Annotated in this window: 17 protein-coding genes; 12 read left to right on the forward strand and 5 right to left on the reverse strand. The window is 46.7% G+C overall.

The window, feature by feature from the left end; translation table 11 throughout:
• Nucleotides 1-43 precede the first annotated feature (43 nt).
• The 6 genes from IQE94_RS07085 to IQE94_RS07110 all read left to right on the forward strand — a co-directional run bounded on the left by IQE94_RS07085 (nucleotide 44) and on the right by IQE94_RS07110 (nucleotide 5,201).
• Nucleotides 44-787: a cupin domain-containing protein gene (locus tag IQE94_RS07085; RefSeq protein WP_223342977.1), complete on the forward strand. Its 744-nt coding sequence runs from the start codon at nucleotides 44-46 to the stop codon at nucleotides 785-787.
• A 253-nt stretch (nucleotides 788-1,040) separates the two neighbouring features.
• The gene (locus tag IQE94_RS07090; RefSeq protein ID WP_212717074.1) at nucleotides 1,041-1,844 is read left to right on the forward strand and encodes a cupin domain-containing protein; all 804 of its coding nucleotides are present in this window, start codon (nucleotides 1,041-1,043) and stop codon (nucleotides 1,842-1,844) included.
• Nucleotides 1,841-2,704, forward strand: a complete 864-nt coding sequence (locus IQE94_RS07095; RefSeq protein ID WP_223342978.1) for a sugar phosphate isomerase/epimerase — start codon at nucleotides 1,841-1,843, stop codon at nucleotides 2,702-2,704. The genes IQE94_RS07090 and IQE94_RS07095 overlap by 4 nt, the downstream gene beginning before the upstream one ends.
• Nucleotides 2,705-2,724: 20 nt before the next feature.
• Nucleotides 2,725-3,612 (forward strand): alpha/beta fold hydrolase, encoded by an 888-nt coding sequence (locus IQE94_RS07100; RefSeq protein ID WP_212717078.1) that lies wholly within the window; start codon nucleotides 2,725-2,727, stop codon nucleotides 3,610-3,612.
• 3 nt (nucleotides 3,613-3,615) lie between these two features.
• Entirely contained in the window at nucleotides 3,616-4,623 is a 1,008-nt protein-coding gene (locus IQE94_RS07105) for a polysaccharide deacetylase family protein (protein ID WP_223342979.1), read from the forward strand.
• A 50-nt stretch (nucleotides 4,624-4,673) separates the two neighbouring features.
• Nucleotides 4,674-5,201 (forward strand): heme-binding protein, encoded by a 528-nt coding sequence (locus IQE94_RS07110; RefSeq protein WP_212717082.1) that lies wholly within the window; start codon nucleotides 4,674-4,676, stop codon nucleotides 5,199-5,201.
• A 44-nt stretch (nucleotides 5,202-5,245) separates the two neighbouring features.
• Here the strand turns inward: IQE94_RS07110 and IQE94_RS07115 are convergent, their stop codons facing one another.
• From IQE94_RS07115 to IQE94_RS07130, 4 genes are all read right to left on the reverse strand, one after another.
• The gene (locus IQE94_RS07115) at nucleotides 5,246-6,250 is read right to left on the reverse strand and encodes a WD40 repeat domain-containing protein (RefSeq protein ID WP_212717084.1); all 1,005 of its coding nucleotides are present in this window, start codon (nucleotides 6,248-6,250) and stop codon (nucleotides 5,246-5,248) included.
• Between the two features lie 14 nt (nucleotides 6,251-6,264).
• Nucleotides 6,265-7,248, reverse strand: a complete 984-nt coding sequence (locus IQE94_RS07120; protein ID WP_212717086.1) for a WD40 repeat domain-containing protein — start codon at nucleotides 7,246-7,248, stop codon at nucleotides 6,265-6,267.
• Entirely contained in the window at nucleotides 7,249-7,794 is a 546-nt protein-coding gene (locus tag IQE94_RS07125; protein ID WP_212717088.1) for a heme-binding protein, read from the reverse strand.
• 320 nt (nucleotides 7,795-8,114) lie between these two features.
• Nucleotides 8,115-17,099, reverse strand: a complete 8,985-nt coding sequence (locus IQE94_RS07130; protein WP_223342980.1) for a Calx-beta domain-containing protein — start codon at nucleotides 17,097-17,099, stop codon at nucleotides 8,115-8,117.
• A gap of 671 nt (nucleotides 17,100-17,770) precedes the next feature.
• On the opposite strand from IQE94_RS07130, the gene IQE94_RS07135 reads away from it, so the two are divergent.
• The 4 genes from IQE94_RS07135 (at nucleotide 17,771) to IQE94_RS07150 (ending at nucleotide 21,276) form a co-directional block, all read left to right on the forward strand.
• Nucleotides 17,771-18,511 (forward strand): SDR family oxidoreductase, encoded by a 741-nt coding sequence (locus IQE94_RS07135; RefSeq protein WP_212717092.1) that lies wholly within the window; start codon nucleotides 17,771-17,773, stop codon nucleotides 18,509-18,511.
• 85 nt (nucleotides 18,512-18,596) lie between these two features.
• Nucleotides 18,597-19,706, forward strand: coding sequence for a TRAP transporter substrate-binding protein (locus IQE94_RS07140; protein WP_223342981.1), 1,110 nt, complete (start codon nucleotides 18,597-18,599; stop codon nucleotides 19,704-19,706).
• A 41-nt stretch (nucleotides 19,707-19,747) separates the two neighbouring features.
• Nucleotides 19,748-20,821, forward strand: a complete 1,074-nt coding sequence (locus tag IQE94_RS07145) for a WD40 repeat domain-containing protein (RefSeq protein ID WP_223342982.1) — start codon at nucleotides 19,748-19,750, stop codon at nucleotides 20,819-20,821.
• Nucleotides 20,822-21,006: 185 nt separating this feature from the next.
• Nucleotides 21,007-21,276: a YciI family protein gene (locus tag IQE94_RS07150; RefSeq protein ID WP_194013402.1), complete on the forward strand. Its 270-nt coding sequence runs from the start codon at nucleotides 21,007-21,009 to the stop codon at nucleotides 21,274-21,276.
• A 58-nt stretch (nucleotides 21,277-21,334) separates the two neighbouring features.
• Here the strand turns inward: IQE94_RS07150 and psbN are convergent, their stop codons facing one another.
• Nucleotides 21,335-21,466: a photosystem II reaction center protein PsbN gene (gene psbN, locus IQE94_RS07155; RefSeq protein ID WP_010872260.1), complete on the reverse strand. Its 132-nt coding sequence runs from the start codon at nucleotides 21,464-21,466 to the stop codon at nucleotides 21,335-21,337.
• Between the two features lie 85 nt (nucleotides 21,467-21,551).
• Here psbN and psbH point away from each other — a divergent pair, with 85 nt between their 5' ends.
• Both psbH and petC read left to right on the forward strand, forming a co-directional pair.
• The gene (gene psbH / locus IQE94_RS07160; RefSeq protein ID WP_010872259.1) at nucleotides 21,552-21,746 is read left to right on the forward strand and encodes a photosystem II reaction center phosphoprotein PsbH; all 195 of its coding nucleotides are present in this window, start codon (nucleotides 21,552-21,554) and stop codon (nucleotides 21,744-21,746) included.
• 329 nt (nucleotides 21,747-22,075) lie between these two features.
• Nucleotides 22,076-22,618: a cytochrome b6-f complex iron-sulfur subunit gene (petC, locus tag IQE94_RS07165; protein WP_212717097.1), complete on the forward strand. Its 543-nt coding sequence runs from the start codon at nucleotides 22,076-22,078 to the stop codon at nucleotides 22,616-22,618.
• The last annotated feature ends 27 nt before the right edge of the window (nucleotides 22,619-22,645 follow it).

Raw genomic sequence — 22,645 nt, forward strand, 5'->3', positions numbered from 1 at the left:
TCCCATGCTGTTGTCTCGATTATTACTAGTTTTGTTGATAGTTATGGGAACCCTGACTATAATCAGCCCCAAAGCATTGGCGATCGCCACGTTGGATAATTTTCCCACCCCCAACGTAGAGAAAACAGAAAAAATTCTGGGGCCAGCGGGGGAAATTTTTGAGTTCTCCACCTGTAATGCCGAGGGAATTGGTTTCACCATTGCCAATGCCCAAATTCCTTCTGGGGCAGGGCCATTACCCCACATTCACCACTACACCAACGAGTGGTTTTGGACTCCCCAGGGCGGTTTAGAGTTATTTCAAAGCATAAAAGAATACCCCGATCTAGACAATCCTGCCACGGTCAATCAGGGGGGAAATACCACCATTTACACAGTGCAAACCGAGCCCAATCAAATTGTCTACGGTCCCAAATATCGAGTGCATGGTTTTGTTAATGTCACCTCGGAAACTCGTCCCCTTACTTTCATTTGGCGGCAGGATCCCACTTCCCCAGAATACGAATTTCATGATGGCGGTATTCGTGAGTATTTCCAAGACGTGGGCATTCCAATTAAAAGTATGAAAAAACTGCCAAAAATCACTGATCAGGCCAGGGAAAAATTCGTTACCCACGCCCCTGACTATGGCATCAACCAAAGTTACTATTTTTTGCAGTATGTTAACAAGGTTGATAATCAGCCGCCGGAGACCCTGGGCAATCTCCAAGACGATCAAAGTTTAAGTGAGATTATTGAAGCGATTAATGCCTATAATCAAGGCGACAGTTCTGTTACATGTTTTTAGTCTTTCGAGAATTTTTAGGGGAAATTTATGAATAAGGAATTAGGGTTTGCTATTCTTGGAGGATGGATTTTGGGAGTAATTTTTGGCTTTTTCAAGTTACCCCTACCCGTCCCGCCGTTTGAAGGCTTAGTTGCTGCAGGGGCATGCCTTTTGGGGCAGGTTACTTACACTTTGATTAAGCAAAAATTTGGTTTTTAGAAATTTAAAAATATTTTCTGATCAACACTTATTCTCAATTTAGGGGAAGTTAACTATGTTCAGGCTTAAAAGTTGGGGTTGGGCTGTGGTGTTGGCGATCGCCGTGGGAGGGGTAGTCTTTTTCCAAAATTTGGCTCAATCTAAGGATTTGCTTGCCCATAGCATTGAAAATATTCCCATGCCAAAGTTGGAAAATCCCCTGCGAATTCTGACCCCTGCCAACGAAATCTTTGAAATTGCTTCCTGCTCCACCAAGGACTTTGGCTTTGCCATTGCTAATGCTCAAATTCCCCCTGGTGCTGGGCCTTTACCCCATGTCCATTACTACATCAATGAATTTTTCTGGCCTCCCCAGGGGGGCATCGAAATTTTCCACAGTGAACGTAAGTTTCCCGACATCAATGAGCCACCTACCATGGATGGGGCTGGCCGCGCCCCCTTGTACAGTGTTACGCCCCAACCAAAGCAAGTGATTTATTCGCCCCATACCTTTATGCACGGCTTTGTTAACCCCACAGATCAAACTTTGCCCATCACCATGATCTGGGTGCGGGATGCGGTAGCTCCAGACTTTGAATATCACGATGGCGGAATGCGGGAATATTTCTCTGCCGTTGGGGCCCACATTGAGGACTTGAACAACTTGCCCACTGTCACCTCTGCGGAACGGAACGCCTTTGTCACTGAAGCGCCAAAGTTCGGCATTAACCAAAGCTCGTTTATGATGCAGTATGTTTCTGCCATTAGTGATAAATTTCCGAATAATTTGGCCAAGCTGGAAAATACAAAAGCCTTGACTAAAGTGGTGGAAACAATTGAAGCTTTTAACCGTGGCGATAAATCGGTAACTTGCTCATGATTGCCTCTCCCCAAATCAAATTTGGAGTTCATACCTTTATCTGGAAAAAAGAATTTCTGGAGGAAGAAGAGTATGTTTTTGCAGAAGCAAAAGCTTGGGGTTTTGATGGGGTAGAAATTGCCAGCCACTTCTTTGATCAAATTGATCCTGGACGTCTGAAGGATTTTGCTTGTCAATCAGGCTTGGAGCTAACGTTTTGCACTAGTTTACCTCCGGGTTTATCCCTGACCACCGAGGATGAAGCCGGTTGGCGGGATTCCATTGCCTATCTACAAAGGGCAATTGCATTCTGTCAGCAATGTGGCATCACCCAACTGTCGGGACCGTTTCCCCATCCTGTGGGTCAACTCAGTGGGGAACCCCTACAAAAAAAGGAAACCATTCGTATGCAGGATGCCTTTAAGTTGGTGGCGGAAACCCTGGTTAAAACTGATATTAGATTGGCGATCGAGCCCCTAAATCGCTTTCAAGGTTATGCTCTAAACACCGTATCCCAAGGTTTAGAATTGCTCGATGCAGTGAATTGCTCTCAACTGGGACTATTACTGGATTTATTCCACATGAATATTGAAGAAAAAGATGTACTTCAAGCTTTTCATCAGGCAGGAAGTAGTTGCTTTCATATCCACGCCTGCGCTAAGGACAGAGGAACCCCCGGTAGTGATTCTTTTCCTTGGGATGATTGGTTTCAAGTTTTGCAAGAAATTAATTATCGAGGTTGGGTAACCATTGAAAGTTTTAATTTTGAAGACAAAGAATTAGCTTCCGGAGCCCGTCTTTGGCGTCCCCTAGCTCCTAGCAGTGCAGATATTGCCAGGGATGGAGTGAAATTTCTGCGGCAAACTTACCAAAATCAATAAATTTATCAAGTAAATAAACTATGAATAATCCCTTTATTTCCATCACCCTGCCATCTGGGTTTGACCACATCTACACCAATGTTGATGGAGTAACTCTCCATGCCATTGAAGGGGGAAGCGGGCAACCATTACTTTTACTTGGTGGCTGGCCCCAAACCTGTTATGTCTGGCGGTTATTGCTAGAAAAATTGGGACAACATTTCCGAGTTATTGCTTTAGATATGCGGGGTCAAGGGGATTCGGATATTCCCGATGGCCCCTATGATTGCGGTACAGCGGCAAGGGAAATCCAATCCTTTTTAGCAAAAAAAGAGATTAATTCTTTTTACTTAGTAGGTCACGACGTAGGGGCTTGGGCTGCCTTTACAGTGTTGAAATTTTTTCCCGACGCAGTGCTTGGAGCTGGGTTAATTGATGCGGCTATTCCTGGCTTAGTTAGTAATGATTTCTTTTCTGTGGTTAATGCCCCAAAAGTTTGGCAATTTTATTTCCATATGGTACCAGATTTAGCCAGTAGCTTGGTAGCGGGAAAAGAGAGGGAATATCTCAGTTGGTACTTCACTAACAAATCTAAGCGCAAGCAAAATCTCACTCCAGAAGTAATAGATTACTATGCCCGTTACTACAGTCGTCCTGGGGCGATGAAAGCTGGTTTTCTGTGGTATTCAGCCTTGGAGGAAACAACTAAAGCTAACACCCCAACCGAGGCTATCCGTTTTACCCAGCCCATTTTTGCTATGGGGGGGGAGTGTGCTACTAAATCGTTAATTTATAACGGTATTTCTCCCTATTGTGATGACATTACTAGTTACGTAATTGAACAGTGTGGTCATTACATTCCGGAGGAAGCACCGGAGGAAATTTTGCAGGCAATTTTAACCACTTTTACTACTACCAAGGAGTCTTGAATTATGCAACGAAGAGATTTGTTTAAATATGGTTTAGCCACCGGGGCTGGGGCGATCGCCAGTTATAGCTTCATGGGGGCTAAACCTTTACTGGCCCAGCAATCACCCGCTAGGAATGGCAAGTTTTGGCCCGACGATATCCGTTTACCGATTTCCCTTTCCCTCATGTTTGAAACGGGCAGTCAACCGGCAAAAGGCGCTCCTACTCCCTTTGGAAACTTTACGCCGCCGCCGGATTACTACGATATGCCTACCATTACCTGGTATCGGTACGGCTACACGGAAGGAGTGCCTCGCATTCTTGATTTGCTAGATAAGTACAAGATTAAAATGACATCCCATATGTCCGGGCGCACAGTGGAAATGTACCCAGACCGGGCGAAGGAAATTGTTCAACGTGGCCATGAAGCGGCGGCCCATGGTTGGGATTGGGACAATGAATTTAATATGACAGCCGTCCAGGAAAGGGATTTTATTCAACGTAACGTGGATATAGTACTAAAAGTTACGGGGCAGCGACCAGTAGGCTACAATGCACCAGGTTTACGAGGCTCAGTCAACATTCTTACTGTACTGAACGAATTGGGCTTTGTTTACCACATTGACGATGTCAGCCGAGATGAACCTTTCATTGTTAATCTTAACAATGGCAAATCCATTATGGTGGTACCCTATGCAGTTTATATGAATGATATTCGTGCCTATGAAGCCCGTTATTTTCCCTCGGAGCTATATTTAACTGAACTAAAACGTTCCTTCGATCGCCTTTATGAGGAAGCGGCTTACCGTCGCCGGATGATGGCGGTAACTATGCACGATCGCCTGCAACGGCCGGAGCACGTTGATGTGTTTGAAGATTTTCTTAAATATGTAATGAAGAAACCAGGGGTGGCATTTATGAAAAAAATTGACATTGCCAACTTCGCTTTGAACGACAAAAATACCATTCGTGAAGACATTCAAAATGTTTATCCCAATGTGCCTAATTTTGTCCCCGGTGCCACCAGTTAATTAACTCTAATATCCAGACAATCTTTTTATTTTTGAACAAAAACTAACCCATGCTCAAATCAATTTTTGCTCCGTTACTAACCACCGTTGCTTTAACCGGTTTAACTCTGCCGGCCTTTGCCTTAGAAGAAACCCCTGTCCTATCATCGACCGTTGCCATTCAAGCGGCCCAAGCGGCGATCGCCGCTTGTCTTCAAGAAGGTTATGGGGTAACTGCCACAGTGGTTAATCCCGAAGGCAACGTGCTAGTGGTAATTCGTAGCGATGGGGCTTTGGTGCATACGGTGCAAACTTCATTTAATAAAGCCTATTCCGCTGTTACGTTGGCTGCCAATCATAATCTGGAGGCAACTTCCGGGATTCTCGCTTCTATGCAGGCCAAGGGAGCCCAGGGAGTCGGGACATGGCCTATGCCCGCCGATCCTCTCACTGGCATCACCCTTTTTCCCGGTGGAGTGAATTTACTTTCCCAGGGCAAAGTGGTGGGGGGTTTGGGGGTGTCCGGTACCCCCGATGGCAAAATTGATGAACGCTGTGCTCTTAAAGGCCGAGATGTCGTTTTGCCAGATTTACGTTAAATCGCCAAAAATTGCCAAGCTTGGGGGAAATACTAATTTTCTCCCTACTTCAACTCCAGCAAAATAATGGTGCCATGGTAAGCGGCGATCGCCAAATTTTTCCCGTTGGGATGAAAGGACACACTGCCCAATCTTTCCAAATTTGGATTGTAACTATCTAACAAACTACCCTGCAAATTCCAGAGCCGTAAAACTCCGTCATCGGAAACGGTGGCGATTAGATTGTTCTCATTGATGGCAACCCCGGTAACCCAACCATCATCAAGCACATCAATTTTTAATAGTTCTTGACCTTGGAGATTAAAAACCCGAGCAGTACCATCAAAACCACCAGAAACCAATAACTTGCCATCTTTACTAAAACGAACACTATTGAGGCGGCCTTGATTGGTTTCAATAATTTTCACCACTTCCCCCGCCAGATTTAGCAAGGTAATTTCGCCAATATCTTGGGTAACTGCAATTAGATTTGCCTGGGCATTAAAGTCCATATTCCGACTTACCCCTGGGCGAGTCACTGTAAACAGCGGCTCCTTAATATTCGACCACCCCTTAATGGTGCCATCGTCGGAACTGGTGGCCACCCCCATATCTTCACTAAAGAAAACCACATCAGTAACGGCGGAAGTGTGTCCCCTAATTTCCCCCAAAATATTGCCTTGCAGATCCCAAATACGAGCAACACCATTGTAACCGGCGGTAATAATAGCCGCTCCGTCAGGACTGAATGCCCCATTGAAAATCATCGCTACAGGACTACCGGCAAATTTTTTTACCAATTGCCCGTCCATTGTCCAAAGTTTTGCCAAACCATCGGTGGCCGTTGAGAGCAAATAATTGCCGTCTCCACTGTAATGAATTTGGATAATGGCTTCCCCTTTAAGCTCATGGCCTAGATAGGTTTTAATTACCTCCAACTCTATTTGGGATGGGGGTTTATTTTCCTTAACGGCATAATGGGTAAAGGGTACAGTCTGGGCAATAACATTAGGGCCGCAAAAACTGATCGTTAAACCGAGGCAAAAACCGGCTAAAAATTTGTATCGCATACAACCATCAATCCCTAATTAGATACATTAAAAATCCAAATTTGCCCTTGATTGCTAGTGACGGCCAATTGATTACCGTCAGGGGAAAAACTTAAACTAGTTAGCTTGCCATTATTCAACGGTAATTCCTGTAATAAAAGACCGTCTGTTTGCCAAAGTCTTAAAGTACCGTCGTCACTGCCAGTGGCAATCCACTGCCCATCGGGATGAAATTGGGCGCTATTAGTCCATCCCATTATGGGATTCTTAACTTCTGCAATCAAGGTTCCATCTAGCTGCCATAACTTTGCCGAACCATTAGTGCCAGCCGTCAGTAACTGTTGACCATCAGGACTAAAACTGACATTATTGATCCGCCCTTGGCCAGTGGCAATTTCTCGATCTATCTCCCCATTGGAATTGATTAAATAAAGGGAACCATTATCGGAAACACTAGCAATCAAAATACCTTGGGGATGATAGGCTAAATTTCGAGCTGTGCCGGGGTTTAAAACCCCCACTAATTTTTCCCCCTGCCGAGTAAAAATTTGGACTTGGCCGTCATCAGAACAGGTGACAATGGTTTGGCCATCGGGGCTAAATAGGACATCGGCCACTGCCGCTCGATGGGGACGTTGTTCTTGCAGTAGCTCCCCCTGTAAATTCCACAGGCGAATAGTACCGTCATAGCCAGTGGTAATTAAAGTTTGGCGATCGGGAGCAAAGCGGGCGTTAAACATGGGGGGTTTTTGTCCCTGCAATTCTACCAGTTTTTGTCCGTCCTTAGTCCATAAAGTGCCCACACCATCGGCAGAAGCAGTCAGTAACAATTCTCCATCGGGACTGAAATGGATGCGATTGAGAGCAACTTCACTGCCCACAAACTGCTGCTGTAAATCTAGCGTAATTGCTGATTTTTTTTGGTTAATGGAGACGGGAATATTGGCGTCTGCGGTGCTAATTTCCGGGCTGATGGCCGAAAAACCTAGGACAAGGAAAATGATCGGCAAGATTCTCATTTACGGCACCAAACGAGATTTGATTTTTTCAATACCCTTAATTCCACAGGCTTGGTCTAAGTTGCCATTGGGGGCACCGGAAACACCGATCGCCGCTATGAGTTGGTCTTCCACTTTGATAGCTAATCCGCCAGTGCTGAAGTTAATGCCCGTGAGGGGATCCGGCGCTAAGGGCAGGGAACCCACCGGCAATGGTGCAGGGGTCATTTTTTCGGCGATCGCCTGGGTAGAATCCTGCTTGGTAATGGGTCCTAGAGTGATTACAGTAAAAGCTTTATAAAGACTATTTTCGATGGTGTGGGGAGTGGCCCCATCCCCCCGGACAACGGCCTGCACTAAACCTTCATGGTTAACCACTGTGGCAGTGACATTGTAGCCATCCCCTTGACAACTATTCACCGCTTCCATAGCAGCCTCTACCGCCAGGGCCACCGGTAATTGATAATAGGTTTTTAAAGCTAGGGCACTGGAGGAAAAAGTCAAAGATAGGCCAAGAGAAATCCCCAGCACTAGACAGGGACGAAAAACTATTTTTTTCAATTTCACAGGAAGCTCTCTGGAGTAAAACAATCCTAATTTTACTCATATTTGGCGTATTTGACTTTCCCTGGGGAAACCCTACATCTGGCCCCAAAGGGTCACTGGAGAATGGGAGCAGGGGGACAATTTTGTTCTACATGTGAATTGTATTTCAGGTGGGGCAACGAGCGCATCAATGAACATCTAGTTACCGCAGACCTGATACGTAACTGCTCCTCAGGTATACACTATCGTGGGAAAGTGAAGCCTATACCAGAAGCCTTGATTTGATGTAGGAGAACTTCACGATTTTATTTACTGGGGCCAGGCCCCATCCAATGGGTTAATCAGATAGCATCCAGACCAAAAATTGACTGTTGTTCTAGGGCCTGGAGAGAACCAGTGGTAAAAACGTCTGATGACAGCCAATTCCAGTCTCCATCTGTGTTCCAAACACCAATTTCACCAGTCCCAAAATTTTGCCAAAGTACTTGGTTAATCCCATTAACCATTTCTGCCGCTAGACCCTGCCAATCACCAAGATTGTTTTCAAATACTTCACCTAGATATTTGATCGGCGCTGTTAAATCATCTCTGGTTTGAACATAATAGTTACCAAAAATACCTTCTAGGAAACTAGTGTTACCTTGGGTTTCAATATTGGTGAGGCGATCGCCAAGAAGTTCATCACCGTTAAGATCGACCTGGAAAGTAATTTCTGCTTCCAAAGTTTTAAAAGAATTGGCAGGCCAAGTTTCAGACGAAATCCAGTTCCAGTTACTATCGGCATTCCAAACCCCAATTTCGCCAGTATCAGGATTTTCCCAAAGCACCTGATTAATGCCATTGACCGTTTCTGCTTCTAGAATTTGCCAATTACCAAAACTACCGCTTACAAAAGGCTGATTCTGGTACAAAAGAGTTACTTCACTACCGTCGGCCAATTGTACGAAGAAAAGATTACCTTCAACAACAACATCTATCTCATTCTGTGGCTCGGGAGCAAGGGGAGGAACATTGAATAGACTCTCTGCGGTATTAGAGTAGGAATTGATCGTGCCATAGACATCATTATTGTTTTGGAACTGGCCATAAACATTGCTAAAACTCCCGCCAGGGCTACTAGGGGCAGAATTATTACTGAATAGCAAATTGTCACCGGCCACGGCAGAATTGTCGGTGATAAAGATAGCACCGCCCAATGCTTGCCCAGGATTACCACCGCTTCCTGCTTGGGTTGTGTTGTTTTGGAACGTGGAATTGGTAATGGTAACCGTGGCAGCATTAACAACCACTGCACCACCTAAACCAGAACCACCGCCGCCGGTGCCCCCACCTCCAGGGCTACTGCCACTAAATACTTCTGGATCTTCTCCGTCACTACCATTGGTTCCATTGCCACCAATGCCAGATCCACCACCGCTACCGCCGGATCCGCCACCGCCTGCACGATTGGCATCATTAGTAGCTTTAGGGCCGGCTCCACCACCGCCTCCTCCAGCTCCGCCACCAGCACCGAAGCCGCCAACTCCACCAATACCACCGTTGCCACCATTTGAAACATCAGTTCCAAATGTACCGCCACTACCACCACCACCACCACCAGCTCCACCACCACCGATCCCAAAGCTGGGACCGGAAGTACCATTGCCGCCGGTGCCGCCACTTTTACCGTTCTCTACGGATCCTGCTGCCCCCCCATTACTGGAAGTACCATTGTTATTGAAAAGCCCACCACCACCGCCGGCTTGGGGTTTATCATCAGGGGTTCCGGCAAATTCACCGCCGCCACCACGGGCCCCGGCCGTTCCGTTGCCGCCCACCGCTCGATTGCTATCAAAAACTACATTATCAACAATAACGGTGCTGCCTGAGCGGATTGTGAGGGCACCACCACCGCCGACACCACCGCCACCGCCCATTGCTCCGCTGCTCCCTTGGGCATGGCCCCCTTGTAGGTTCATGTAGGAAAGGGAAACCGTAGCCCCAGCGATATCAAAAATATTATTGAAGGCTGAGCCGGGAGCTTTAATGGTTGGGCTACCAAAGACTCCTGCGGTCTGAAAGGTAATATCATTGCCCGTACTGATCGAGGGCAATCGACTACTTAGTTGAATAGTATTATTACCAATGCTAGTTAAATCAATTGTGTCAGCACCAGGGTTATTGCCCGCATCAATAATGGCCTGCCGGAGGGAACCCGCGCCAGAATCATTTGTATTGGTTACGGTAATGGGAGCTGACGCTTGAGCGCCTTGAACAAATAAATCCGTGCCATTGGAGACAACCTCTAAAAGGGGAAGAAAAACACTCTGCACCCTGGCTAAATATTCATCATCGAGGGCAATCAAAACATCCGGGCCATACTGAATTAAGCTGAGATCCCCCTGACGGGAAGCTAATCCCTTAAGCCCGATGATGTCTAGATCTAATTCAAAGTCCAGAATTGCGTTGAAAGAATTGCCAAAATCAACATCCGCAATCCAAAACTGATCTGCTCCGGCTCCTCCTGTCATCAGGTTTTTACCACTGCCCCGCACAAAGAAAACATCATTACCATCACCACCGAAGGCTTTATCTCTCTGTCCCAGGAAGAACGTATCGTCGCCATCACCTCCATCTAGGTTATTGGCTCCACGATCGCCGGAAGCATCGAGGATATCGTTTCCTAAGCCCCCAAAGAGGGAATCATTTTGTCCCGCAATCAGGTTGTCATTGCCCGCACCACCATAAACTTGATTGTTACCCTGGCCCAGACTCAAATCTACTAAGTCATCTCCCCCTAGGGCAAAGACGAAATTGTCCTTGCCGACAAATCCAGGAAAAATTCCCGGCACAATGGTTTCGCCATCTTCGGTACCAGAGACTGTGTTAGACGCAATAGCGGTGGATTCAAATAGATTATTGCTTTGTTGAATCAAGAGTTTAGTTCCTTCATTTACATATTGGTCGTAGGTAATGTCCCGTTCCGTAACCGTTCCTTGCTTTATCCAGTTCTGGAAGTCACTGGCAACAATGAAGGAGTCATGACCCAGGACAGTGAAAATATTCGTGGTATCAGACAGAGTTGTGAGGGTTTCCACATTTAAAGTGACTCGATTGTTAACCCCTAGGTCAATGACTTCAATACCCCTAATCCGGCTACCAATTGTGGTATCGGTGAGGTCGAGGTTGTTGGAAGACAGAATGAAACTGTTGAGTTGCAAAGTATCTTTTCCACTGCCCCCGTCCAAGCGTTCAAAGTTAAGACTGCCGATGGAAAGTAGGTCATTGCCTTGGCCGCCATTCATCACCACTCGTCCTCCGGCGGAGACGTTAACGCCAGCACTCTGGAGAATGTCATTACCCTGACCCCCATTCATAATGTGGGGAGCGGCGGCTGTGGCTAACTGGGTCGCCGAAAAAATGTCGTTATCAACGGTGCCCAGATAGGTAACATTTTGGGTAAAATCTCCACCAAAGACGTTGTAACCCAACCCCGAAACCCCCTGGGAATTATCACCCTGGGCCCCAATGCCAAGGTCTGCAAAGCCATCGCCATTGACATCGCTCAGTCCACCGACAAAGGAACCGGCAAAGGAATTGGCTTCGGCGCCAACGGTTTCAAATCCATTACTGCCATTTAAATTGGACAGATCAACCGATCCACCAACTCCTAAATTAGCCCCCCCAAATAGGGTATAAACGCTACCTTTCGTATCACCCTGATTATTTCCTGCGCTGGGGGCGCTCACCACTAGATCATCATAGCCATCGCCATTGATATCACCACCGCCGGTGACACTGTAGCCGACAATGCCCGAACTACTAGGATCCTGGATGGTGAAGCCATTGCCACCATTTAAGTTGTTGAGGCTGAAAGAACCACTACTGCCAAGGCTACGACCTCCAAAGACAACGTAGGCCGCGCCAGTCTGGCCAGCATTAAGATCATTGGTCAAACCAACAATAAAGTCCCCAAAGCCATCGCCGTTGAGATCCCCGGCCAAGCTAATGCTTCCCACTCCTCCTTGCTCTGCTAAAGCGGAGCCTGCGATTGGGGCGAGCTCAAAGCCTTTACTACCATTGAGAGTTGCTAAATTGATGGAGGAATTGGACGCTAAATTGTTTTTGCCAAACACAACATAGCCGAAGAGGTTATTGGCAGAAAAATCAATGCCGACTAATCCAAAATCTTCGAAACCGTCGCCATTAACATCCCCGAGGGAGTTGATCGCAGAAATAGGTTTTCCGGCTTCGATTTGAATGGGTAAAGATTGACTTAACACATTGACGTTGCTAGTGCTCCCATTGCTCCAAGCCTGTTGTCCGAAAACAATGAAGGGGTTAAGGTTGGCACTACTGATCAAAACATCATCAATGCCGTCGCCATTAAAATCGCCGGAGGCTAGATTAACTAGTTTTCCTTGATTGGGAACGCCAGTCACGGTGATGTTGACACCTCCATTGCTCGCCAGTAAATCGTTGATACCAATGCCGGTATTGGGGTTAACGTTTGACCAGATGGAGGAATCTTCGCTACCGAAAACAATGGTTGCGTAGCTCTGTCCTTGGGCACCACTGCGAGCAACAACAAAATCGGTGATGCCATCGTTGTTGAAGTCGCCATAGTCGAGGGTTTGCTGACCTAAAATCAAGCCATCATCGCTGGCGATCGTTATTGACACACTGTCCACAAAGGTGCTGGGTTGGGCTGGGTCACTGCCAAAAAAGATGTAGGCAACTTTCCCTCCTGCGCCATTAAAGCCCGCATCCGCAATTAATGTGTCAATATAGCCGTCATTATTGATATCTGCCCCCAACTTTACTGTTCCAATTTCATTACCGGTGATGGGCTGGAAAACAAAGCCGTTATCACTCCGCAATTTGGTCACATCGATACTGCCGCCGGCCCCGACCCATGGATGCCCATAGGCAATATAAATTTGGCTAGTTTCCACCCCTGGATAGAGTTGAGGCGTGGCGATTGCCAAATCGGGGGAGCCATCTCCATTGACATCCCCAATGGAGCCTAGGCCTAGGCCCAATTGGGTGCCGGAGTTGGGGTTATTAAATAAAAAGACACGGTTGTTGAGAGTATTGACATCCGATAGTTCCAACACCCCTTGATTAAGGAAATCAGACCATTGGCCAGTGCCCAAAATTAGATAACTCTGGCCGGTGGCACTGCTGGGTCCGTTAGTCCCTAGGGTGGGGGCACTGATTATAAAGTCGTCAAACAAGTCATTATTGATATCCCCGACAGCGGAAATGGAGTAACCTGCATTGCCTCCCACGTTTTGGGTAGTGTCGTAAATGCCGTTGATGATAAACCCATCGGTACCATCGAGATTTTGTAAGTCAATCGCGTTATCCCACCCCGAAGCCTTACCAAAAACCACATAGGCCCGTCCTAAACCATTAATGCCATTGGCGGCGGAATTGGCGGCACTGACAATAAAGTCATCGAAACCATCATTGTTAATGTCCCCGGCATTGACCACATTGGTGCCAGCGTTGTCGGCGATGGTGAAGTCCGGTTGCAGATTTGGATCCGTTGGCGTCCCTCCATCCACGTTGGAGGGATTATAAAAAGCTTGTCCGTTGAGAATTAGGCCATTACTGCCATTGAGTTGGTTTAAATTCAAAGAACCACTTAAACCCGTGCCACCAAAGGCAACATAGACTTGACCGCCGAAGGCCGGAGGCTTACTATCCGCATCTTCACTGCCGGAATAATCTACCGGATTAGCCTGGGGTGCCCCGAGTAACAGATCGGAAACACCATCCCCATTGATGTCTGCTACCCCTAGTCCTGTCCCGATCTGACCTGTACCCGTATTGAGAACGAAGCCGCCACTACCTAAGTTGTCAAGATTCAGGGAAGTGGTGTTGCCCAAGGCATTTTTAATGGTTGACCCATAGACTACATAGACCGTATTAATAGCAGGAGCACTAACAATCACATCCGCGACCCCATCCCCTGTCACATCGGCGATCGCCGTTTTAAAGCCGGCTCCATTCCCCGCTTGATTGGACTCCAAAACCAAGGCAGTGGAAAGATCAATGGCGCTTTGGCCACCGTTAACGTCACTACCACGCAGAATATACACTTTGCCGGCCAAGTTTTGTACTGAATTTTGAGGAGCACCCAAAACCAGGTCATTCAGGCCGTCACCATCTAAATCAGCGGCCGCCATGGCGGTTCCCAACAGGCTTTGACTGGCTCCTTGGATAATCACACCATTGCTACCGTCAAGACTATCCAGGGATAGGCCCTGATCCCGGATGCCCACAATCGAGTCGCCATAGATAACATAGACAGCACCATTGCCACTATTTTTGGCCGGTGCACCCACTAGGAAATCATCAGTCCCATCCCCGTTAATATCTCCCGCCGGGGCGATCGCCATACCGGCTTGGGCAAGGGGATCCGCATTTAAAATAAAACCACTGTCAATTTCCGCTAAATTGGTCGGTTCATCATCTGTCATCGTCACCGTAGCCACCAGTTCCAGCTTCCCATTCCCCAAACGCAAACCATCCAGGCGAATATGGGCATCTTCGTGGTCACTGGTAAACAATACCCGGAATTTTTCACTCCGCCGTTCGGTAATCTCGTCATTTAGGATATCGATACTAATTTCCTTGAGAATTTCCCCTGGGGCAAAGCTCAACATTCCCGCCTGGGCAAGATAATCCGCCCCCGCTGTGGCAGAGCCATCCACCGTACGGTAATTAAAACTTACCGCTTCTTCAACGTCCCCAGTACGGCGCACCACCACAACCGCAGAACCATCGCTCTCTTTCACCTGAATGGGCGCAACCTGGAGTTGACTAGAACCTGTACTGTTACTGTGGGGAATGTGTAAGCGCAAGTCACTTTCCGCCGCAATACCGTTATGGGTAGGCTGATCAAAAGCAGAATTAACCGTTTGATTGCTGATGCTGTTGCTAATTTCGATCACCTCCGCCACGGTTTGGAAGGTGGTGAGGTTCGATAAATCCGGGCTAAACAAAGCCGCTGGTGCCCATTCCGCAAACTGCTGATTGTAAGAACTGTAAAAAATACTCACGCCATCATCGGCGGCGGGATTCACTTCTGTCCAGAATATTGTCGGTTCGCCCCCCACCGTTGCCGACACTGGCGTTTCCAGTAAACGTAGGTCGCCGCTGGCTATCTCTTGGGCATTGCTCCAGCCTGTGCCATTCCAAAAAGAACCGAACAAGGTATCTTCTTTGGTGCCATCACCATCATCATCCGCCACTACCCAGGAAAGAAGTAATTCACCATTGCCCATCTGATTTAGGGTCAAGGCTTGAGGGGATTGAATACTTGGATAAATGGGAGTGGCATCACTCCAGGTTGCGCCATTGTCCCTGGAAATAGAGAAAAGTAGCGTACTTGTAGATAAGGACTCTACCAAGTTTGACTGATTAACCGTCCCATCGGGGTTAAAAATATCTGGATTACCGTTATTCCAGACTATTAGAATATCTCCACTGGCAGTCTCGGCAATTACTGGATCAAAATTCATCCCATCGCTATTGGGAATCACCAACAAATCGCCCCAGGTAGTACCTCCATCGGTAGAGCTGGCTAACAACACCTGAGATAAATTATCGTCATGGGTATCTTTCACCCATGTAACAAAAATATTGCCATTACCGGCATTCAAAACACTGGGGGAAAGATCATTGGTCACATCTGAGCTGATGCTATCTCCCACCAAGGGATTGCCCGGATGAATTGCAGTGCTTCCTTGGATGAAATTAGGATCTATCCCTACGAACAGATTATCAGGGTCGAAACCAACGAGTCGGTTCTCCGCCACCAGGCTCGGGTTGTCAAAGTCCTGCTCAACGGTGAAAGTATCCGACCAATTTTTGCCAAAAAGGGTTAGACCCAGGGTTAAAAGCTCTTGCAAACTATCAAAACCAGGATTGGGAAAAACCTCGAAGTTGGACTGGATATCAAGTTTGCTGTTAAATTCGAGCAATGTAACGTTAAAAGCTGCTAGCTTTAATTTGCCCGACAGTCCAACGCCAAAACCAAGAAATCCAGAATTTTCTACGCCTGGAATTAGGGCTAGGGTTTCTGATTGTTGGGGGCTAGGGGCTTCCAAACTAAAGGGAGGAGCAAGAAAATCCGTCTCAGCTTGTTCTGTGTCGATCAGCCAGTTGAGTTGGCTTGGGTCATCTCCCGGCTGAGCAGGAGTTCCATCAGGGCGAACTAAAGAGAACCGGTAATTACTGTCGATGGTTTCTGCCTGGGCATTGGCCAAGCTTGAATCACCAGTAACTAGGGCTTGGGGAGTGAAGTCAAAGTCCGTACTCCATTTTTGTTTGAGCGTAAAAGATAAACTAAAAAACAACCCTAGTAAAGCTTCAGCATCGGCGCCAAAAAACTCGAAGGTAGTTTTTCCTGGCAACAAATTACGTTCATACTCTCCCCTGAGCCGTAAAGAGTCTGAAGCCGAAAATGTGTTCCCACTGCCATCAAACAAAAAATCTAGGCTTAACTTGCCTTGGAGACGGCCCTTGAGAGAGACTTTATTTTTGCCAAAAGTGAGCGCCCCCGATAACTCATCTTGCAACTGAAGAAAGGCTGAAATCCCGCGAGTATCTGAACCAATCAGGTCTGTAAAATTGATGCCTCCACCAAAGGCCAAAGCATTACTAAAAGTCAAAGAGCCATTAAAAAAGCTCACTGGAAGGTCAATTTTTTTACTATTTGTTTTTGTGACCAAAAAAGTTCCCGGAACCTGGATATCACCCCCATCAGGAGCGACAAGTTCTAAGGTAAGAGGTGCATTGGGGGCAATAAAGCTACTAGGATTGAGGGGCTTGACCTGGGTAAGGGTGGTGTGGAGGATTTCCCAGTTTCTGAGGTCGATGACTTGGCTATACAAGTCCTTGTCAGCCTGGGGATTATTAAGGTCAATTTTTTCGGTAATTAGGAGTAAGTTCCCGTCGGCGGTCGTCTGCAACCGCATATTTTCGTCATTTACCGCGTCGTCGGTGAGCTTGAATTTTTCGCCCCAGTTATACTGTCCTAGGCTATTGAGAATACCGCTGGCCCCTTGAATATCCGCGTTATTACCGTCTCCCTCGATCCAGGAAATGAAAATGCCTTCTACGGAACTTGCGGCGTCTTGGCCTTTGCTTTGTACCCCCGTTGTAATTCTGAGTTCTTTGGCACTAACACTGTCGGCGATCGGAGCAGATTCCCGCCATCGCCTAGCGGACGGGTCGTAGTAAGCGTGGTAAATGACGTTATTTTGGTTCCAAACCAAATGGGTGAAACCATTGGCATCAGTGGCGATCGCCGGAGTCTGGGTAGAGGTAGCCATAAATACTTTATATGGAACAGAAAAAAAAGAGGGCGTCAAACAAAATAGAAAGTATGTATGTCTGTAGCCGGCAGGTGGAAGCCTCCGGGGAAACTGCCTAGGGTCATAGATAAGTTACCATTATTTTTCCAGAAAATCTCATAACCTTTGCTTAACCATCTTTCATGCCGGTGTTACGCCCCACAATTTAAGCAACAATTTTTAGAAAGCTAAACCCTTCATTTGGAGGGTTTTTCCAGATAATTTCCCCGGCCGCTTTTTTCTGAGTCCTTACTTCTAAGCTGTTTAACACTCCCTGCCGTAAACGACGAGGAACCTTTAGCTATTGCCCCTCTCCAACCGGAGCTTTAGTGAGGAGAACTAAGAAAGAACAACTCCAATGGGTTAATCTTTTCTAAGTCGGCATGATGGGCAGTGGCAAGATTAGTGGGGGGCTCCTATTGACAGAACAGTTGAGATAGCGTTCTTCTGACTCTGATGTGTTGATTGAACGGGTGACAGACTAGGCGATCGCCGCTCCAAATTTATTGTTCAACCCACATTCCAGCTGATCGCCACTCAGAATTTACTACCATTGCCATTTTTTCTGCTGATTTTCCCAAAATATCCCAACTTTTGGGACTTCACACTGACGGTTCAAAGTTTCAAATAACATTTCTGGAGATACACCAATGGCTTGCGATATTGCCAATAAAATCATTCTCGTGACCGGTGCCAATCGGGGTATAGGTAAGGTGCTGGTAGAGTCTTTTTTGGAGCACGGAGCCGCTAGAGTTTACGCCGCCGTCAGAAACCTGGACAGTGCCGCCCCTCTCGTGGAGCAATATGGCGACAAAGTCGTCCCTATTTTTATCGATCTGGCAGACCCAGAATCCATTGCCACCGCCGCCCAAACCGCAACGGATGTGGAAATTGTGGTCAACAATGCCGGGGTACAAAAAGTGGCATCTCCCTTAGCTGAAGAGGCGATCGCCTGTCTGAAATTTGAAATGGAGACCAATGTGTATGGCTTAATTACCATGGCCCAGTCCTTTGCGCCGGTGCTCAAGGCCAATGGGGGAGGAGCTTTTGTGCAACTTAACTCAGTAGTTTCCCTAAAATCATTTTCCAATGTGGCCACCTACTCGGCTTCCAAAGCGGCAGCTTATTCCATCACCCAGGCATTGTGGGAATTGCTTAGTGAGCAAGGCACTCTGGTTCTGAGTGTCCACCCCGGCCCCCTGGCCACCGAAATGACCCATGCTTCTGGAAGGGCCGATATTGCCGAGCCCCCCACCTTAGCGGCAGATGCCATTATCGAAGCCCTCAGATCCGGCGAGTTTCATGTTTTTCCCCACGACACCATGGCCAAACAAATGGGTACTGCCTATCAGAGCTTTGCCAAAAGTGTAATTGAGGTTAATTATGGCTAAAAGCTAGAGTGCTGGTGAGGATTTTAGTTTTTCACGACAACGATTCAGGGTCAAAATATAGCCAAAATATAAATTTCGCCCACCCATGAAACATTCCCGCAGAAATTTTCTTACCTTAGCCGGGGCGAGTTCCCTCCTAGCGATCGCCGCCCCAAAATTATTAGCCCAGGGCATTCCCCAGGAAATTTTAAACAAAATTTTGCCCCTGCCCGGTAAATATGGCGAGTATTATGGCCAAGCAAAAATTCGCGCCTTTCATCTCCATAACCAACCAGAAACCAGTCCCTTACATAAAGCCCTAGAAGAACTGTGGATAGAGGTATTCAAACAAACAGAGGGAGAGCTATTTGTTTCCCCCATTCCCCACGACGCTTCCATCCCTGCCGGTGATCCCCAGGCAGTGCAATTTATTACCGATGGCCGTTTTGAAATTGTCAGCGTTGCCGGCCCCATCATTGACCAAGTAGCTCCCGATGTCATCGGTATTCAAAATATTGCCTTAATTTATCAATCTTCCCAGGATGCCTTTGAAATTATTAATCAGCCCCTATTTGCGGAAACCCTCAATGGCTCCGTTACCAAATATAACCTAACTTACTTGCCCTATGGAACCTTCGACAATGGCATGAGAGTTGTAACATCCATTGCCAATAAACCAATTTATCAACTAGAAGATTTCCGTAATTTAACTATCCGTATTCCTCCTTCCAATGACATGGCCATGACCATGGCAGCCCTAGGGGCAATACCAGAAAAAGTTACGATGAATCAGGTTTTTCAATTTCTCAAAAGTGGCGCAGTTCAAGCCCAAGAAAATCCCCTGTCCGTCGCCCTCGGTTTTAAACTGTACGAAGTGACCAAGTATTTAAACATGACTAACCATGCTTGGTCTGGCTATAACACTTTTTTTAATACTGATTTCTGGAATAGTCTTTCCCCTGAAGTCCAGAAAGTAATTCAAAATCTTTTACCGGTTTACCAAGCCAAACAAATCAAAGCCCAGGAAGAATATAACCAATATGCCTATGAGCAATTAGTTGGCACACTAGGGATGGTGGAAATTAAACCAAATTTATCCGGAGCTTCCCGAGAGTTAATTAAAGTATATCGTTCCATTTATAATCGTCTGAATCCCCAAGCCCAATCTTTGATTAGAAGTAAGTTGGAAGAAAGGACTGGCAGTAAGTTTGCTTAAGTTCAATCACTTTTTCGAGATTATTTTCAGCACCGTTCGCAATGATTGGCAATAATATGAAGCGAATACTCGCATTTTTTCAGCCCTGGCTCCACTTTCGCCCCAGCGACATTAAGCGTTGGCCATTAATTATTCTTCTCCTGATCGGCTTGTGGTTATTGCCCCGGCAGGAAAAAATTTGGAGTCAGGAACAATCCTTTGTAGTCAAAAAAATTGATCTAACCCAGTACAGTACGGTGGCTTCCATTGCCCAGGATCCAGAATCGAAGCAACTGGCCATTGGTTTTTATAACTGTAATTTGATTTTCCTTGATGCCAACTTAAACTTAGATCAAGAAAAGAAAGTATTCCTCAGGGATTGCAAACGCTTTTTTCGGGCAAGATACGGTCAACTTGGCGCCCTTCCTTTTGTCGTCTCTTCCCTTTATACCGGCAGTAGCGTTTTGCGTAATTCCTCGGAAAATTTTGACATTCCCCTCCATAAAGCGGCGGTGACGGATTCCTTAATTGTCAAGGATTATTTATTATCTTCCTCTGACGATGGTTCGGTGACCATATCGCGACTATTAAGCCTTTCTCCCCCCAAAGTTAATACTATAAAGCTTTATCAATCCATTGGTGTGGCTAGAAATCTTGCCTTTGTTAACACTCCGGATCCAGACGTTGGCAAAGTTGCCGTCAGCTATGATACGGGGGAAATTACTATTTTTGATATTGACCGCAATGCAGGCTCAAACCCGATTGAATCAACTACCTTTAAAGATATTAATAGTCGAATTAACACTTTTCAATTTACCAGGGATGGCTCCAAATTATTAATCGGCTACTTTACAGGGGAATTGGTGGAATTAGATTTAACAAGCGGCGCCCATCGTACCCTTTTTAAAGTTAATTCTTGGCTCAATAGCTTGGATATCAATGGTCAAAATTTGGTGGCGATCGCCGATGATCAAGGCTTTGTAAGAATTATTTCCTTAACCACGGGAAAAGTTGTTGAAGAACATCAAATTTCCTCGACAGGAATTAACGCTGTAATCTTCACCGATGATCAGACCATACTTGCTGCCGACGCCTCTGGGATGGTCTATCAAGGAAAACTAGCAAGTTCTAGCTAAACTGAACTACCAGCTAAATGTTCAATGCTGGTCGATACTCCCCCGAGATAGTTCGAGGAGATTCCTGCGTCTATGGTTATGGTTTATGTCCACTGTTACCGTGAGGAGGGCAAGGCCCTGGCCATTATCCTTTAAAATTCTAGGTGACTTTATGAATCCATTGCTGAGAAAGGAGTGTGTAACCAATGGCTAAATATGTACTTTGGGGAACCTATTGCGACAATGTGGAAGAAAAAAGGGCACCCCATCGTCAAGCCCATCTGGACGGACTTAAGGCCCAAAAAGAAAGTGGCGTTTTAGTTACCATTGGGCCGACCAGGGATTTACGCCAGGTTTTTGCCATCTATGACGCACCAGACCAGGACACAGTGGAGAAGTTGGTGCAAGGTGACCCCTACTGGCAAAACGGGATCTGGACGGAGTACGAAGTCAAGGAGTGGATTCAAGCTTTTTAGCCTTGCCACCACTATTGCTCCAAGTCAAGAGTAGGAGACCATTCCCCCAGGAAAAATTCTAATCTTCGTGGTCATCAAAGGGATCACCCAGCTCGGCGGAGGGAGGACCAAAGGAAGTGTATACTGCCAAGCCAGTGATGGCAATGAGAATGACAGCAAAAGTAATGCTAAGAACTGTTGCGGATTCCATGGGGTAAGATTGATAGTTGTTTCTGTTGTCTTATATTATTACAGAACATTACAAAAACTCATTTAGTCATTTTTACGGGAAATCTATGGCACAGCGCACTCGGTTAGGAGATATCCTCAGACCCCTCAACTCGGAATACGGTAAGGTCGTACCGGGCTGGGGCACCACTCCTGTCATGGGGGTATTTATGGCTCTTTTTCTGGTTTTCTTACTGATTATTTTACAGATTTATAACTCTTCTCTGATTCTTGAAGGCTTCAGTGTGGACTGGGCTGGTTGATTTGGGTTTGTCGACGTATTCCTGACCCAATTTAATCTCAACTTAATTTTGGTTAATCTTTTTTTGATCCCGCCCCGTCGGGATTTTTTGTCTTCTAGGGCATGGGGGGACGAAAACTAAAACTGTTAACGGCAGATCAAGAAATGTAGCCCAAAGCCTTGTCTAGATGGGCTGGTGCGTTTTCTGTCATAATCGAACAGGACTTGTTACATTTTTTATTGCAAATCCCCGGGGTGGCAGTAACTTATCCGATCTGCCTCTCTGTAACGATGTTGCCGGGCTTCCTCCGGTGAATGTTAGTAAAAATCCTTAAATTTAGACGGTTCATTATGACACAGATTTCTGGCTCCCCTGATGTCCCCGATTTGGGTCGGCGTCAGTTTATGAACTTATTGACCTTTGGTACGATCACTGGGGTGGCGGCCGGAGCCCTCTATCCAGCGGTAAAGTATTTGATCCCTCCTTCCAGTGGTGGGGCCGGTGGCGGAGTAACCGCAAAGGATGCCCTCGGTAATGATGTTAATGTGACAAAATTTTTGGCTTCCCATAACGCTGGCGATCGGGTGTTGGCCCAGGGCTTGAAGGGCGACCCGACCTATATTGTAGTCCAGGGGGATGACACGATCGCCGACTATGGTATTAATGCGGTTTGTACCCATTTGGGCTGTGTGGTGCCCTGGAATGCCAGCGAAAATAAATTTATGTGCCCTTGCCACGGTTCCCAGTACAACGCCGAAGGTAAGGTGGTGCGTGGCCCGGCTCCCCTTTCTTTGGCTTTGGCCCATGCCACAGTTACTGACGATGACAACTTAGTGTTTAGCCCCTGGACGGAAACCGATTTCCGCACCGACGAAGATCCCTGGTGGGCTTAGGTTTAGCTTTGCTATCCGTTGAGTAAG

Origin of the sequence: Synechocystis sp. PCC 7339, assembly GCF_019924095.1 — a bacterium.
Classification (GTDB): domain Bacteria; phylum Cyanobacteriota; class Cyanobacteriia; order Cyanobacteriales; family Microcystaceae; genus Synechocystis.